13 protein-coding genes are annotated in these 14,692 nt (G+C 59.7%); 9 read left to right on the plus strand and 4 right to left on the minus strand.

What is annotated here, in order from left to right; translation table 11 throughout:
- The first annotated feature begins 157 nt into the window (after positions 1–157).
- The 5 genes from PSH96_RS05110 to moaE all read left to right on the plus strand — a co-directional run bounded on the left by PSH96_RS05110 (position 158) and on the right by moaE (position 6,876).
- Positions 158–1,552 carry a PhoH family protein gene (locus tag PSH96_RS05110; protein ID WP_012722339.1) on the plus strand — a complete coding sequence of 465 codons (1,395 nt, stop codon included), beginning with the start codon at positions 158–160 and terminating at the stop codon, positions 1,550–1,552.
- Positions 1,553–1,861: 309 nt separating this feature from the next.
- Positions 1,862–5,596, plus strand: coding sequence for an autotransporter domain-containing protein (locus PSH96_RS05115; protein WP_305457896.1), 3,735 nt, complete (start codon positions 1,862–1,864; stop codon positions 5,594–5,596).
- Between the two features lie 115 nt (positions 5,597–5,711).
- Positions 5,712–6,185 (plus strand): cyclic pyranopterin monophosphate synthase MoaC, encoded by a 474-nt coding sequence (moaC, locus tag PSH96_RS05120; protein WP_056858942.1) that lies wholly within the window; start codon positions 5,712–5,714, stop codon positions 6,183–6,185.
- The gene (gene moaD / locus PSH96_RS05125; RefSeq protein ID WP_305457898.1) at positions 6,182–6,424 is read left to right on the plus strand and encodes a molybdopterin converting factor subunit 1; all 243 of its coding nucleotides are present in this window, start codon (positions 6,182–6,184) and stop codon (positions 6,422–6,424) included. The genes moaC and moaD overlap by 4 nt, the downstream gene beginning before the upstream one ends.
- A gap of 2 nt (positions 6,425–6,426) precedes the next feature.
- Positions 6,427–6,876 carry a molybdopterin synthase catalytic subunit MoaE gene (gene moaE / locus PSH96_RS05130; RefSeq protein WP_305457900.1) on the plus strand — a complete coding sequence of 150 codons (450 nt, stop codon included), beginning with the start codon at positions 6,427–6,429 and terminating at the stop codon, positions 6,874–6,876.
- A 178-nt stretch (positions 6,877–7,054) separates the two neighbouring features.
- Here the strand turns inward: moaE and rhlB are convergent, their stop codons facing one another.
- Entirely contained in the window at positions 7,055–8,524 is a 1,470-nt protein-coding gene (gene rhlB, locus PSH96_RS05135) for an ATP-dependent RNA helicase RhlB (protein WP_026013543.1), read from the minus strand.
- Between the two features lie 96 nt (positions 8,525–8,620).
- A complete protein-coding gene (locus PSH96_RS05140; protein ID WP_065912583.1) occupies positions 8,621–9,277 on the minus strand; it encodes an alpha/beta hydrolase in 657 nt (218 codons plus the stop codon).
- A gap of 345 nt (positions 9,278–9,622) precedes the next feature.
- On the opposite strand from PSH96_RS05140, the gene PSH96_RS05145 reads away from it, so the two are divergent.
- The 4 genes from PSH96_RS05145 to PSH96_RS05160 all read left to right on the plus strand — a co-directional run bounded on the left by PSH96_RS05145 (position 9,623) and on the right by PSH96_RS05160 (position 13,792).
- On the plus strand, positions 9,623–10,654 hold the full coding sequence (locus tag PSH96_RS05145; RefSeq protein ID WP_305457903.1) for an amino acid ABC transporter substrate-binding protein: 1,032 nt from the start codon (positions 9,623–9,625) through the stop codon (positions 10,652–10,654).
- A 72-nt stretch (positions 10,655–10,726) separates the two neighbouring features.
- The gene (locus PSH96_RS05150; protein WP_065912585.1) at positions 10,727–11,908 is read left to right on the plus strand and encodes an amino acid ABC transporter permease; all 1,182 of its coding nucleotides are present in this window, start codon (positions 10,727–10,729) and stop codon (positions 11,906–11,908) included.
- Positions 11,909–11,918: 10 nt separating this feature from the next.
- Positions 11,919–13,016, plus strand: coding sequence for an amino acid ABC transporter permease (locus PSH96_RS05155; protein ID WP_305457905.1), 1,098 nt, complete (start codon positions 11,919–11,921; stop codon positions 13,014–13,016).
- A gap of 11 nt (positions 13,017–13,027) precedes the next feature.
- Entirely contained in the window at positions 13,028–13,792 is a 765-nt protein-coding gene (locus PSH96_RS05160; RefSeq protein ID WP_003171943.1) for an amino acid ABC transporter ATP-binding protein, read from the plus strand.
- 52 nt (positions 13,793–13,844) lie between these two features.
- Here the strand turns inward: PSH96_RS05160 and PSH96_RS05165 are convergent, their stop codons facing one another.
- Positions 13,845–14,333 (minus strand): type II toxin-antitoxin system MqsA family antitoxin, encoded by a 489-nt coding sequence (locus PSH96_RS05165; protein WP_169986946.1) that lies wholly within the window; start codon positions 14,331–14,333, stop codon positions 13,845–13,847.
- Positions 14,330–14,641 carry a type II toxin-antitoxin system MqsR family toxin gene (locus tag PSH96_RS05170; protein ID WP_305457908.1) on the minus strand — a complete coding sequence of 104 codons (312 nt, stop codon included), beginning with the start codon at positions 14,639–14,641 and terminating at the stop codon, positions 14,330–14,332. Before PSH96_RS05170 ends, PSH96_RS05165 begins: the two co-directional genes overlap by 4 nt.
- Positions 14,642–14,692: the final 51 nt, after the last annotated feature.

Below are 14,692 nucleotides of genomic sequence, written 5' to 3' on the forward strand. Positions count from 1 at the left end.
GAAGTCAGATCGCCGAACCCTGCAACACAGGTGGCGTCTTCCAAGACTCCTCATGTGGGCACTGCACTTGACGTCACTCAGGTGCAGTCGGTGGTCGAATCGAGGCGCAGCACCGCCCAGGTATTGCGTCGAATGGCTCCCACAAAGGTGACCGAGTATGGATGATCATGGACGTAACCCTTCTTCCGACCAGCCAATCCTTTATGTGCTTGATACCAACGTATTGATCCACGATCCAAACGCACTGCTTAACTTCGAAGAACACCACGTCGCCATCCCGATGATCGTGCTTGAGGAGCTCGACAAACTCAAAAGCGGGCACCACAGCGTGGCTGCCGAATGCCGCCAGGCGATCCGCCTGATCGACAAGACCCTGGGCGAAGCCTCGCCCGAGGACGTTGAAGTCGGCGTACCGATCCAGCGTGGCAAAAGCGGGCCGAAGGGCTTGCTGTCGATTCTGATGAGCAAACGCAGCGAGCCCAACAGCCTGCTGCCGGAAAACCTCAACGACAACAAAATCATCAACCAATTGATCGACCTGCACGCGCGCGACAAGGACCTGCGCCTGGTGCTGGTGACCAAAGACATCAATATGCGCCTCAAGGCACGAGCGTGTGGGATCGCTGCCGAGGACTACAGTACCGACCAGCTCGTCGACGACGTGTCGATGCTGTCGCGGGGTTATCACACCGTGACCGGTTCCTTCTGGGATCTGGTCAGCAAGGTCGAAACCCGTCAGGACCATGGCCGCACCTGGCACCAGGTACAGCTGATCGACAACCTGCCGGCCGTGCACATCAATGAATTCATTATCGACGAACAGGGGTTTGTGGGCTGGATCAAAGAGATCCAGGTCGACAAGCTGCTGATCCTCGACCTGCATCAGGAACCCCTGTTGCACCAGGAAGCCTGGGGCCTGAAACCGCGTGATATCTACCAGAGCCTGGCGCTGTATGCGCTGCTCGACCCGGACATTCACCTGGTCAACCTGACCGGTGCTGCGGGTTCGGGGAAAACCATCCTCGCCCTGGCGGCCGCCATCGAACAGACCATGGTGACCAAACGCTATCGCCGCATCATCGCCACCCGCAGCGTGCAGGGCCTGGACCAGGAGATCGGCTTTCTGCCCGGCACCGAAGCGGAAAAAATGGAGCCGTGGCTGGGGGCGATCACCGACAACCTCGAAGCCTTGCACATGGATGACGAAAACACCCATGGCAGCGTCGACTACATCCTCAGCAAAGTGCCGTTGCAGTTCAAATCCCTCAACTACATCCGAGGTCGCAGCTTCCAGCAAAGCCTGATTTTGATCGATGAATGCCAGAACCTCACACCGCACCAGATGAAAACCATCATCACCCGTGCCGGCGCCGGTTCCAAAGTGGTGTGCCTGGGCAACCTGGCACAGATCGACACCCCTTACCTGTCCGCGACCAGCTCCGGGCTGACCTACCTGACTGAACGCTTCAAAGACTTCCCCAACGGCGTGCACATCGCGCTGCAAGGGGTGCCACGTTCGATTCTGGCCGAGTACGCCGAATCCCATCTGTAATCGCCCATGCTGTAGTTAGTGGCTAAATGCCACAAAACACCCCGAATTTCTTGCGAAGTTCGGGGTTTTTGTTATGGGCGACATTTGTCTTCGTTAATGCGTCCTGGGTGCTTGTAGGATTTGTAATTATTTTGTTACATTTTTTATCGCCGAAAACTATAAGAAAACTGCGTAACCCCGTCGAAACGCGATCGCTTTGATTCGACGATTTATTCAAGACCCGGCGTTGGTCTTGTGCGTGATCCTGCCTATTACAAAAAGCCCGATACATCGCTCATTGACGAAGCACATATTCAAAGGGAAAGGAAAATGGACGCAGCAGGTAATGGCTTCACTTTGTCGCAAAAACGCAAGCGCGCTATAGGCTCCAAATCGATACCCCTTACACCTATCGCACTCGGCTTGGCCCTGTGGCTGGGCCAAGGCTCCATGGCCTGCGCCGATGACGCCTACCCCTACACGTCGCCAGTGCTGGAGTCGGCCTTCAGAAAAGCCGTTGCCTCGTTTGGCCCCAACACCGATGTGTATAAAAACCTGCGGTTCGCCTACGCCGATATCGTCGACCTTGCGGCCAAGGACTTTGCCGCACAGTCCGGCAAGTTCGATTCGGCCCTCAAGCAAAACTACGAACTGCAACCGGAAAACCTCACCATCGGCGCCATGCTCGGCGATACCAAGCGGCCGCTGGACTACGCCTCGCGCCTGGATTACTACCGTAGCCGGCTGTTCAGCAACAGCGGGCGCTATACCACCAATATTCTCGACTTCTCCAAGGCCATTATCGCCAATCTGCCGGCGGCCAAGCCCTACACCTACGTAGAGCCTGGCGTGAGCAGCAACCTCAACGCGCAACTGAATGCCGGCCAATCCTGGGCCGGCGCCACCCGTGACTGGAGCGCCAACGCGCAAACCTGGAAAACCCCCGAAGCCCAGGTCAACTCCGGCCTGGATCGCACCAACGCGTACTACGCCTATGCCTTGGGCATGACCGGCAAGGGCGTTAACGTCGGCGTGCTCGACTCGGGCATCCTCACTGAACACTTCGAGTTCCAGGGCAAGAATGCTCAGGGCCAGGACCGTGTGCAGGCCGTAACCTCCACCGGCGAGTACTACGCCACCCACCCGCGTTACATTCATGACACGCCCGATGGCGAGTTTCAGAAGGGCGAGCACTTCAGTATTTCCGGTGAGTACGACCCGACCATCAATGACGGTCACGGCACCGAGATGTCCGGCGTGCTGGGCGCCAGCCGCAACGGCACCGGCATGCATGGCATTGCGTTTGACGCGAATATCTTTGTCGCCAATACCGGCGGCACTGACGACAACCGTTTCCAGGGCTCCAATGACCTGGACTACAACGCGTTCATGGCCAGCTACAACGCGCTGGCGGCGAAGAACGTCTCGATCGTCAACCAGAGCTGGGGCCAGAATTCGCGCAATGATGTGGAAAACCACTTCGGCAACGTAGGCGACAGCGCGGCTGATAATTTGCGTGACATGACCGCCGCCTATCGCCCGTTCTGGGACAAGGCCCACGCCGGGCAAAAGACCTGGATGGACGCGATGGCTGACGCCGCGCGGCAGAACACCTTTATCCAGATTATCTCGGCGGGCAACGACAGCCACGGTGCCAACCCGGACACCAACGCCAACCTGCCGTTTTTCAAGCCGGATATCGAGAGTAAATTCCTCTCGATCACCGGCTACGACGAGACCAGCGCTCAGGTCTACAACCGCTGCGGCATGTCGAAGTGGTGGTGCGTGATGGGCGTTTCGGGTATTCCGTCCACCGGGCCTGAAGGGGAAATCATCCCTAATGCCAACGGCACCTCTGCGGCTGCGCCGAGCGTCTCCGGTGCCTTGGCCCTGGTGATTCAGCGCTTCCCCTACATGACCGCCAGCCAGGCTCGGGATGTGTTGCTGACCACCTCCAGCCTGCAGGCGCCGGACGGTCCCGATACGCCGGTGGGCGACCTGACCGGCGGCCGCACCTACGACAACCTGCAACCTGTGCACGACGCCGCGCCGGGCACGCCGCAAGTGCCCGGCGTGGTCAGCGGCTGGGGCTTGCCCAACCTGCAAAAAGCCATGCAGGGGCCGGGGCAGTTCCTCGGCTCGATGGCGGTGGCATTGCCCACCGGCACGCGGGATATCTGGGCTAATCCGATTTCCGATGAGGCGATCCGCGCCCGCCGTGTAGAAGACACCGCCGAACAAGCCACCTGGGCCGCCACCAAGCAACAGAAAGGCTGGCTCAACGGCTTGCCCGCCAATGCCTCTGACGATGACCAGTTTGAATATGAAATCGGCCACGCCCGGGAACAGGCGACGCTGGCACGCGGCAAGGATTTGCTCACCGGCGCGATCTACGTCGGCAGCCTGGCCAAGTCGGGCGACGGCGAACTGGTGCTCGAGGGCCAGAACACCTATTCGGGCAGCACCTGGGTGCGCGGCGGCAAGCTGTCGGTAGACGGCTCGTTGACCTCCGCCGTGACCGTGGATGGCAGCGCAGTGGGCACCCGCAATGCGGATAACGGCGTACTGACCACGTTGGGCGGCACCCTGGCCGGTAACGGCACGGTCGGCGCCTTGACCGTGAACACCGGCGGGCGTGTGGCACCGGGCCATTCGATCGGTACGCTGCGCACTGGCGACGTGACCTTCAACCCTGGTTCGGTATACGCCGTGGAAGTCGGCCCGAACGGGCGAAGCGACCAGATCCAGAGCAGCGGCGTCGCCACCCTTAACGGTGGTGTGGTGACCGTGTCCCTGGAAAACAGCCCGAACCTGCTGTCGGCCACTGAGGCCAGTAGCCTGGTGGGCCAGCAGTTCAACATCCTTACCGCCAGCCAAGGCATCAACGGCCAGTTTGCAGCGATCACGCCCAACTACCTGTTTATCGGCACTCAACTGAGCTATCAGCCGAACCAACTCAGCTTGGCCGTGGCGCGTAACCAGACGACCTTTGCCAGCATCGCGCAAACCCGCAATGAACGCGCCGTGGCGACGGCGGCCGAAGCCTTGGGCGCTGGCAGCCCGGTGTATGAAAGCCTGCTGGCCTCGGACTCGGCGGCCCAGGCGCAGGCGGCATTCAAGCAGCTCTCGGGGCAACTGCACTCGGATGTGGCGGCGGCGCAAATGGCCGACAGCCGTTACATTCGTGAAGCGGTCAACGGCCGTCTGCAACAGGCTCAGGCGCTGGATTCCAGCGCGCAAATCGACACCCATGACAACGGCGGCTGGGTCCAACTGCTGGGCGGTCGCAATAACGTCAGCGGTGACAACAACGCCAGCGGTTACTCCTCGTCTACCAGTGGCGTGCTGCTGGGCCTCGACACGGAGGTCGGCGACGGCTGGCGTGTGGGCGCCGCCACCGGCTACACCCAAAGCCACCTCAATGGCGAGTCGGCGTCGGCGGACAGTGACAACTATCACCTGTCGGTCTACGGCGGCAAACGCTTTGACGCGATCGCTCTGCGCATGGGCGGCGCCACCACCTGGCACCGTATCGACAGCTCGCGCCGCGTGGCTTACGCCAACCAGTCGGACTACGACAAAGCCGACTACAACGCGCGTACCGACCAGGTGTTTGCCGAGATCGGTTACACCCAGTGGAGCCAGTTCGAACCCTTCGCCAACCTGACCTACCTGAACTACCAGAGCGATTCGTTCAAGGAAAAAGGCGGCGCCGCAGCCTTGCATGCCAGCAAGCAAAGCCAGGACGCCACGCTTTCCACCCTGGGACTGCGCGCACATACCCAACTGCCGGTCAGTTCCACCTCGGCGGTGACGTTGCGTGGTGAGCTGGGCTGGGAGCATCAGTTTGGCGATACCGATCGCGACGCCTCGCTGAAGTTTTCCGGCAGCGACAACGCGTTTGCGGTCAACAGCGTGCCTGTGGCTCGCGATGGCGCAGTGATCAAGGCCAGTGCGGAAATGGCCCTGACCAAGGACACCCTGGTGTCGTTGAACTACAGCGGTTTGCTGTCCAACCGAGGTAACAACAACGGGATCAATGCCGGGTTTACTTTCCGGTTCTAACGCAAGCGTTGGTTTTTGAAGGGGCGCTTTGCGCCCCTTTTTTCATGGGATAAACAGCCCTGCGCAAAATTGACTCACAGGTTTACAATTGCCGCTCCTGATCAGGAGTATCCCTGTGCTGACTCATCTCGATTCCCAAGGTCGCGCCCACATGGTCGACGTCACTGACAAAGCCGTGACGTTCCGTGAAGCCGTGGCCGAAGCGCGGGTGCGCATGTTGCCCGACACCTTGAAAATGATTGTCGACGGCGCCCACCCCAAGGGCGACGTGTTTGCCGTGGCCCGCATCGCCGGGATCCAGGCGGCGAAAAAAACCAGTGACCTGATCCCGCTGTGCCATCCGCTGATGCTGACCGGCGTCAAGGTTGAACTGCGCGCCGACGGTGTGGACGCCGTGCATATCCTCGCGCGCTGCAAACTCAGCGGCCAGACCGGCGTAGAGATGGAAGCGCTGACCGCCGCCAGTGTCGCCGCGCTGACGATCTACGACATGTGCAAGGCCGTGGACCGTGGCATGACCATCGAAAGTATCCGCCTGCTGGAAAAGCTTGGCGGCAAAAGCGGGCATTTCAAGGCGGACCAGGCATGAGCATCAACGTATTGTTTTTTGCGCGCTATGCCGAAGCCACAGGCTTCGATTCGCTGGAGATGGAAGGCGAGTTCGCAACCGTCGATGCGGTGCGCCTGGCGTTGGCCGGTGATCCGGAATTTGCAGTGCTCAACGAAAGCAGCTTGATGTGCGCGCGTAACGAGGAACTGTGCGACCTCGACGAGCCGGTGCAGGCCGGTGATGAAGTGGCGTTTTTCCCGCCCGTGACCGGAGGCTGAGCATGGCCATTCGCGTACAGGCCGAGGCATTTGACCCCGGCGCAGAGGTCAACGCCATGCACGCCGCCAATGTCGGCGTGGGCGCGGTGGTGAGTTTTGTCGGTTATGTACGCGACTTCAATGACGGTCGCGACGTGTCCGGGATGTTCCTTGAGCACTACCCCGGCATGACCGAAAAGGCTCTGGCCAAGATCACCGTTGAGGCGGAGCAGCGCTGGCCGTTGCTCAAACTCGAAGTGCTGCACCGCATTGGCGCGCTGGAGCCGGGCGAGCCGATTGTGTTTGTGGCGGCAGCCAGCGCGCATCGCCAGGCAGCGTTTGATGCCTGTGCGTTTGTGATGGATTACTTGAAGACGCGGGCGCCGTTCTGGAAGAAGGAGAACACCCCGCAAGGGCCGCGTTGGGTGGAAGGGCGGGGCAGTGATCACGCGGCGGCGGATCGCTGGAAGTAAGGTTGATGCAAAACTACATGTGGGAGCCCAGCTTGTGTGGGAGCTGGGCTTTTTTGTGGGAGCTGGCTTGCCTGCGATAGCATCACCTCGGTGCAACTGAAAAACCGAGGTGCCTGTATCGCAGGCAAGCCAGCTCCCACACAAGCCAGCTTCCACATTTGCTACTGCATTTCAGCTCTTAAGGGCGTTTGCGCTCTACCGCCCGCAGCAAATGCGTCGGCGGCGTCTCGCAGCTGATCTTGCGACCCAGCAACGTTTCGATCGACGGCAGCTGGTACGAATCATCCTCGCCGGCAAAGCTGATCGACACACCCGCCGCCCCGGCACGGCCAGTACGGCCAATGCGGTGCACGTAGTCGTCCGGTACTTCCGGTAGGGTGAAGTTGATCACGTGGCTAATGCCGTCGATGTGAATGCCGCGCCCGGCCACGTCGGTGGCCACCAGCACGCGGATCTTGCCTTCGCGGAAACCTTCCAGAGTCTTGATGCGCTTGTGCTGCGGCACATCGCCAGACAGTTGCGCGGCGTTGACGCCATCACGCACCAGGCGTTCTTCGATGCGGCGCACTTCGTCCTTGCGGTTGGCGAACACCATCACGCGCTCCCAACCGTTGTCGTTGACCAGGTTGTAGAGCAGCTTGTACTTGTCGGCCCCGGCCACGGCATAGATGTGTTGCTCAACGTTTTCGCTGGCAACGTTCAGCGCTTCGATTTCGACGATGGACGGGTCGGTGGTCCACTGCTTGGCGAGGTTCATCACGTCTTCGGTGAAGGTCGCGGAGAACAGCAGGGTCTGGCGCTCGTTTTTCGGCGGGGTCTGGCGAATGATCTGGCGTACTTGTGGGATGAAGCCCATGTCGAGCATGCGGTCGGCTTCGTCCAGCACCATCACTTCAACCATGTCCAAATGCACGTCGCCGCGCTGGTTGAAGTCGAGCAAGCGGCCTGGCGTGGCCACCAGGATGTCGCAGTGGCGGGCTTCGAGGTGCTTGAGCTGCTTGTCGAAGTCCATGCCGCCTACGAACGTCATGACGTTGAGGCCGGTGTACTTGGTCAGGTCGGCGGCGTCCTTGGCGATCTGCACCACCAGCTCGCGGGTCGGGGCGATGATCAGTGCGCGCGGCTCACCCATGTAGCGTTCTTTGGGTGGCGGCGTTTGCAGCAGCTGGGTAATGATCGAGATCAGGAACGCGGCGGTCTTGCCGGTGCCGGTCTGCGCGCGGCCGATGGCGTCTTTGCCGGCGAGGGTGAAACCCAGCACCTGCGCCTGGATCGGCGTGCAGTACGGGAAGCCCAGGTCCTGGATGGCGTGCATCAGTTCCGGGGCCAGTTTGAAGTCATGGAAGCGGGTCTTGCCTTCCTGGGGCTCGACCACGAAGTCCTCGAGTTTCCACGGGGTCACGGGCGGCTTCGGTGCACGTTCACGACGCGGCGCTTTCGGCGCCGGCGCGGGGGCTGCCTCGACAGGTTGGGCCTGTTCGGGCGCGGTCACCTTTGGCTTCTGCGGCTGTGCGGCAGGGGCGGTCCGGCCGGGCTGTTGGCCGTCATTGCGGCTGCCGGAGGAGGGCACGGGAGCACTGGGAACTGGCGCGAGCGGCTCAGCCTCGCTTTTGCCGAACATCTTCTTAAGTGCTTTGAGCACGGTGATCTCATTAATTGGTTAAGGAATGTACGCCGGCCAGTGTAATGCAAGAAACGGGCGCGGCGTAGTGCGTCTGTCATACAGCTACATAAAGGCGGGTGTTCAGCCCAGGCGGGCGGCCAACCAGGCGCCGATATCGCGTATCTCTTCGGGTAACACTTCGTGACCCATTGGGTATTCCTGCCATGTCACGGTGACACCACGGCTGTTTAAATGCTCGTAGGCGCTGCGGCCCATGGCGTTCTGCACCACGTCGTCGTATTGGCCGTGCAGGCATAGCGTTGGAATGCGCTGCTGGCTGGCGGACAACTCCAGCTCATCGCCGAAGGTCGGTGCATAAGTCGAGAGGGCGATTACGCCACCCAACGGTCCCTGCCAGTTAAGGAAGGCGGTGTGGAAAACCACGGCGCCGCCCTGGGAGAAACCCGCGAGGAAAATTCGTGAAGCGTCTATTCCGGTTCTCTTCTGCGCTTCGATCAAGTCGGTGACCATTTTGGAAGATGCTTCCAACTCTTCCAGACTGATCGATCGGGCCGGGCTCATGGCCTTGATGTCGTACCAACTCGGCATCTCGTAACCGCCATTTATAGTTACCGGGCGTGTCGGTGCCTGGGGCAAAACAAAGCGCGTGCTCAGCAGGTTTTCCTGCAACGCTTCGGCCACCGGCAAAAAGTCGTAGCGATCGGCACCCAGGCCATGCAACCAGATAACGCAGGCGTCTGCGGGCTTGGCGGGCTGAAGAATCAAGGGTTCGGTCATGTCTGCTCCATATATGTGCGTGCGCTCCGATTGGGTGCGTCGGAACGGTGCGCGACGGGTTGATCTATTAAGAGAATGTCGCAACGTTGAATGTTTTTCTATTGACCATGGGCTGAAACGACTCAGCCACCACTCTGGTACGCGCCTTGCTATGTGTAGGTCGATGTCAGAACTATCTTAGGACGGTAACACTATCAGTGACTGCCGTTTGTGGGATAGCAACTGGAATTACCGCGAAAACCTCATGCCGCTTGACCCCAAAAAAAGCCAACACGGGTCGATATCGCCTCATAAGGGTGCGCTGAGGTTCGAGCTCCGACACAACAAGAGCAACTGGAGGTTTGAATGAAGGTATTGAAATCCACCCTGGCCATCGTTTGCGCGGCTGCTGTACTGGGTGTCAGTGGTTTTGCCCAAGCTGGCGCCACCCTGGACGCCGTGCAGAAGAAAGGCTTTGTGCAATGCGGCGTGAGTGACGGCTTGCCGGGTTTCTCGGTGCCGGATGCCAGCGGCAAGATCCTCGGGATCGACGCTGACGTGTGCCGCGCTGTGGCCGCTGCCGTGTTCGGTGACGCAACCAAGGTCAAATTCAGCCAGTTGAACGCCAAGGAGCGTTTCACCGCGCTGCAGTCCGGCGAAGTCGACGTACTGTCGCGCAACACCACCATGACCAGTTCGCGCGATGCGGGCATGGGCCTGAAATTCCCAGGCTTCATCACCTACTACGACGGTGTTGGCTTTCTGGTGAACAACAAGCTGGGCGTTAAAAGCGCCAAGGAACTGGACGGTGCAACCATCTGCATCCAGGCCGGTACCACCACCGAGCTGAACGTTTCCGACTACTTCCGCGCCAACAACCTCAAGTACACGCCGATCACCTTCGACACCTCCGATGAAAGCGCCAAGTCGCTGGAATCCGGTCGTTGCGACGTGCTGACCTCGGACAAATCCCAGCTCTACGCACAGCGCAGCAAACTGGCTTCGCCGAAAGACTACGTGGTTCTGCCGGAAACCATCTCCAAAGAGCCACTGGGCCCGGTCGTGCGTAACGGCGACGACGAGTGGCTGGCCATCGTGCGCTGGGTTGGCTACGCCATGCTCAACGCTGAAGAAGCCGGCATCACCTCGAAAAACGTTGAAGCTGAAGCCAAGTCCACCAAGAACCCGGACGTTGCTCGTCTGCTCGGTGCTGACGGCGAATACGGCAAAGACCTGAAAGTGAAAAAGGATTGGGTTGTACAGATCGTCAAGCAAGTCGGTAACTACGGTGAAGTGTTCGAGCGCAACCTGGGCAAGAGCACCCCGCTGGAAATCGACCGTGGCCTGAACGCACTGTGGACCAACGGTGGCATTCAATACGCGCCCCCTGTGCGCTGATCGCTGATGGTTCTATCACCCGGTGGGCCAACCACCGGGTGATGTTCTGTTCCATTCTTTGCGGGGCACTTCATGCAAAATCAAATCGGCGCACCCAAGCAGAAGCTCAGCTTCAGCGACCCTAAAGTGCGTGCGTGGCTCTTCCAGATCATCACCATTGTGGCGGTCGTCGCGCTGGGCTGGTACCTCTTCAACAATACGCAGACCAACCTGCAACACCGGGGCATTACCTCGGGTTTCGACTTTCTTGAGCGCAGTGCCGGCTTCGGCATCGCTCAGCATCTGATCGACTACACCGAATCGGACAGCTATGCCCGCGTTTTTGTAATCGGGCTGCTTAACACCCTGCTGGTGACTGTGATCGGTGTGGTCCTGGCGACTATCCTGGGCTTCATCATCGGCGTGGCGCGCTTGTCGCCCAACTGGATGATCAACAAGCTGGCGACGGTGTATGTGGAAGTGTTCCGCAACATCCCGCCGTTGCTGCAAATCCTGTTCTGGTACTTCGCGGTATTCCTGACCATGCCGGGGCCGCGCAACAGCCATAACTTCGGTGACACCTTTTTTGTCAGCAGCCGTGGCCTGAACATGCCGGCGGCGCTGGCTGCCGATGGGTTCTGGCCGTTTGTGGCCAGTGTGGTGGTTGCCATTGTGGCGATCGTGCTGATGGCGCGGTGGGCCAACAAACGCTTTGAGGCCACCGGCGTACCGTTCCATAAGTTCTGGGCGGGCCTGGCGCTGTTTATTGTGATCCCGGCTTTGTGTGCCTTGGTCTTCGGCGCGCCGCTGCACTGGGAAATGCCCAAGTTGCAAGGCTTCAACTTTGTCGGCGGCTGGGTACTGATCCCTGAACTGCTGGCGCTGACCCTGGCGCTTACCGTGTACACGGCGGCGTTTATTGCCGAGATCGTGCGTTCGGGCATCAAGTCCGTCAGCCACGGCCAGACCGAAGCCGCACGTTCCCTGGGCCTGCGCCCTGGGCCGACGCTGCGCAAGGTCATCATTCCGCAAGCCCTGCGGGTGATCATTCCACCGCTGACCAGCCAATACCTGAACCTGGCGAAAAACTCGTCGTTGGCCGCCGGTATCGGTTACCCGGAAATGGTTTCGCTGTTTGCCGGCACGGTGCTCAACCAGACCGGCCAGGCCATCGAAGTCATTGCCATCACCATGAGCGTGTACCTGGCGATCAGCATCAGCATTTCTCTGCTGATGAACTGGTACAACAAGCGCATTGCGCTGATCGAGCGGTGAGGAAACGCACATGAGTTCGCATACTTTCAAACCCGATATGCCGCCGCCGAACAAAGTCTTCGGACCGATGGCCTGGATGCGCGCCAACCTGTTTTCCAGCTGGCTCAACACCTTGCTGACACTGTTGGCGTTCTACCTGATTTACCTGATCGTGCCGCCCATCCTGCACTGGGCCATCCTGGATGCCAACTGGGTCGGGACCACGCGCGCCGATTGCACCAAAGAGGGCGCCTGCTGGGTGTTTATCCAACAGCGCTTCGGGCAGTTCATGTATGGCTACTACCCCGGCGACCTGCGCTGGCGCGTGGACCTGACCGTGTGGCTGGCTATCGTGGGCGTGGCGCCGTTGTTCATCTCGCGGTTTCAACGCAAGGCTGTGTATGGCCTGGGTTTCCTGGTGCTGTACCCGATCATCGCCTACTGCCTGCTGCACGGTGGGGTTCTGGGCCTGACCAACGTGCCTACCAGCCAATGGGGCGGCTTGATGCTGACCCTGGTGATCGCCACTGTCGGCATCGCCGGCGCCTTGCCGCTGGGCATTGTGTTGGCACTGGGACGACGCTCGAACATGCCGGCGATTCGGGTGGTCTGCGTGACCTTCATCGAGTTCTGGCGCGGCGTGCCGTTGATCACCGTGCTGTTCATGTCCTCGGTGATGCTGCCGCTGTTCCTGCCCGAAGGCATGGGCATCGACAAGCTGCTGCGTGCATTGATCGGCGTGATCCTGTTCCAGTCGGCCTACGTGGCCGAGGTGGTGCGCGGTGGCTTGCAGGCGATTCCCAAAGGTCAGTACGAAGCGGCCGCGGCGATGGGCCTGGGTTACTGGCGCAGCATGGGCCTGGTGATTCTGCCGCAAGCCCTGAAGATGGTAATCCCCGGCATCGTCAACACGTTTATCGCGTTGTTCAAGGACACCAGCCTTGTGATCATCATCGGCCTGTTCGACCTGCTCAACAGCGTCAAGCAAGCCGCCGCCGACCCTAAATGGTTGGGCATGGCCACTGAAGGCTACGTGTTCGCCGCCCTGGTGTTCTGGATTTTCTGTTTTGGTATGTCGCGCTATTCCATTCATTTGGAACACAAGCTCGACACAGGCCACAAGCGTTAGGAGTTGTTGTTATGAGCGAAGCAATCAAACAGCCTGTGAGCCCTGAAGGCATTATCCAGATGCAGGGCGTCAACAAGTGGTACGGCCAGTTCCACGTGTTGAAAGACATCAACCTCAACGTCAAGCAGGGCGAGCGTATCGTGCTGTGCGGCCCGTCGGGTTCGGGCAAGTCCACCACCATCCGCTGCCTCAACCGCCTGGAAGAGCACCAGCAGGGCCGCATCGTGGTCGATGGCGTGGAACTGACCAACGACCTCAAGCAGATCGAAGCGATCCGCCGTGAAGTCGGCATGGTGTTCCAGCACTTCAACCTGTTCCCGCACCTGACCATCCTGCAGAACTGCACGCTGGCGCCGATGTGGGTGCGCAAGATGCCCAAGCGCAAGGCCGAAGAAATTGCCATGCATTACCTGGAGCGTGTACGCATTCCGGAGCAGGCGCACAAGTTTCCGGGGCAACTGTCCGGCGGCCAGCAACAGCGTGTGGCCATCGCCCGTGCCCTGTGCATGAAACCGAAAATCATGCTGTTCGATGAGCCGACCTCGGCACTCGACCCGGAAATGGTCAAGGAAGTACTCGACACCATGATCGGCCTGGCCGAAGACGGCATGACCATGTTGTGCGTCACCCACGAAATGGGCTTTGCGCGCACCGTGGCCAACCGCGTGATCTTCATGGACAAGGGCGAGATCGTTGAACAGGCGGCGCCGAATGACTTCTTCGATAACCCGCAGAATGACCGGACCAAGTTGTTCTTGAGCCAGATTCTGCATTGATCGAAGCTTGAACCCATAAACCCGGCCTGGTGCCGGGTTTATTTTTGCCTGTTCAAGACGCTTTGAGGGCTTCTTGTGTTTGGTTATGGGGAGTGCAGGTGAAGGCGTTGCGCAGGTCTGCGCCTTCGGCCAGCTCTTTGGCGTCGGCAAGCAAATGCGGGTAACGGTCCAGCAGGCGCATCAACACCATCAACGGTTTGGGCGGCGTTATTTCTCCGCGTTCGTAGCGTGAGAATGCGTTGTGCCCGCCACCGGACAGCAACTGCACGGTTTCTTTTTGCGTGAGGTGCAGTTTGCGGCGGATACGCTTGAGTTCGGCGCCCATCATCCGTCGAGCGGCGTGCAGCAGGTCATCGCTTGCCTTGGCATGGCGTTCGCTGCTGTCGGGGTCATACATGCCGTCCTCGCACAGTTGGCACTCCCAGCCGGACAGATCCTCAATGTGCTGTTCCATGCCTTTGATGCGCAGGGTTTCACTGCGGCCCTCAAAACGCACCATGGCGTCGGGGGCACCGCATATGAAGCAATGTTGGGTGTTCATAGGTTCATCCCTTTGAAGGAGATCACCGGTGGGTTACTGCCGGAGCAGTAAGTGACCTTGATGTAAATCTCCAGACCGTGTGAATGGATGTGGTAGACGTCCTGCCAGACGCGGTGATCGGCATAGGTGGTCATCGACTTGTACAACATCCTGTTTTGTAGTTTGAAAACGACCGCCTGCATCTCGCTGATGTCGAGGTCGAGTTGCGTTCCCGCCTCCTTGGCTGCACGGGTGAATGCCCTGGCACCCAGTCGCCTGACATCCGCCTTGATCACGGCCAGATCGTAGTGAGGTGTGTACTTTTCCATAAGACACCTGAGTCCAATAATTACCCTTTAAGGGTAATTTTACCAATCGAA

Origin of the sequence: Pseudomonas sp. FP2338, from assembly GCF_030687515.1 — a bacterium.
Classification (GTDB): Bacteria; Pseudomonadota; Gammaproteobacteria; order Pseudomonadales; family Pseudomonadaceae; genus Aquipseudomonas; species Aquipseudomonas salomonii.

What these genes read in the sequence shown, in the direction of transcription:
- PSH96_RS05110 (WP_012722339.1), top strand. Translation starts at nt 158, where the DNA reads ATGGATGATCATGGACGTAACCCTTCTTCCGACCAGCCAATCCTTTAT.
- PSH96_RS05155 (WP_305457905.1), top strand. Translation starts at nt 11,919, where the DNA reads ATGAGTTCGCATACTTTCAAACCCGATATGCCGCCGCCGAACAAAGTC.
- moaD (WP_305457898.1), top strand. Translation starts at nt 6,182, where the DNA reads ATGAGCATCAACGTATTGTTTTTTGCGCGCTATGCCGAAGCCACAGGC.
- PSH96_RS05165 (WP_169986946.1), bottom strand. Translation starts at nt 14,333, where the DNA reads ATGAACACCCAACATTGCTTCATATGCGGTGCCCCCGACGCCATGGTG.
- PSH96_RS05160 (WP_003171943.1), top strand. Translation starts at nt 13,028, where the DNA reads ATGAGCGAAGCAATCAAACAGCCTGTGAGCCCTGAAGGCATTATCCAG.
- PSH96_RS05115 (WP_305457896.1), top strand. Translation starts at nt 1,862, where the DNA reads ATGGACGCAGCAGGTAATGGCTTCACTTTGTCGCAAAAACGCAAGCGC.
- moaE (WP_305457900.1), top strand. Translation starts at nt 6,427, where the DNA reads ATGGCCATTCGCGTACAGGCCGAGGCATTTGACCCCGGCGCAGAGGTC.
- PSH96_RS05170 (WP_305457908.1), bottom strand. Translation starts at nt 14,641, where the DNA reads ATGGAAAAGTACACACCTCACTACGATCTGGCCGTGATCAAGGCGGAT.
- PSH96_RS05140 (WP_065912583.1), bottom strand. Translation starts at nt 9,277, where the DNA reads ATGACCGAACCCTTGATTCTTCAGCCCGCCAAGCCCGCAGACGCCTGC.
- PSH96_RS05145 (WP_305457903.1), top strand. Translation starts at nt 9,623, where the DNA reads ATGAAGGTATTGAAATCCACCCTGGCCATCGTTTGCGCGGCTGCTGTA.
- PSH96_RS05150 (WP_065912585.1), top strand. Translation starts at nt 10,727, where the DNA reads ATGCAAAATCAAATCGGCGCACCCAAGCAGAAGCTCAGCTTCAGCGAC.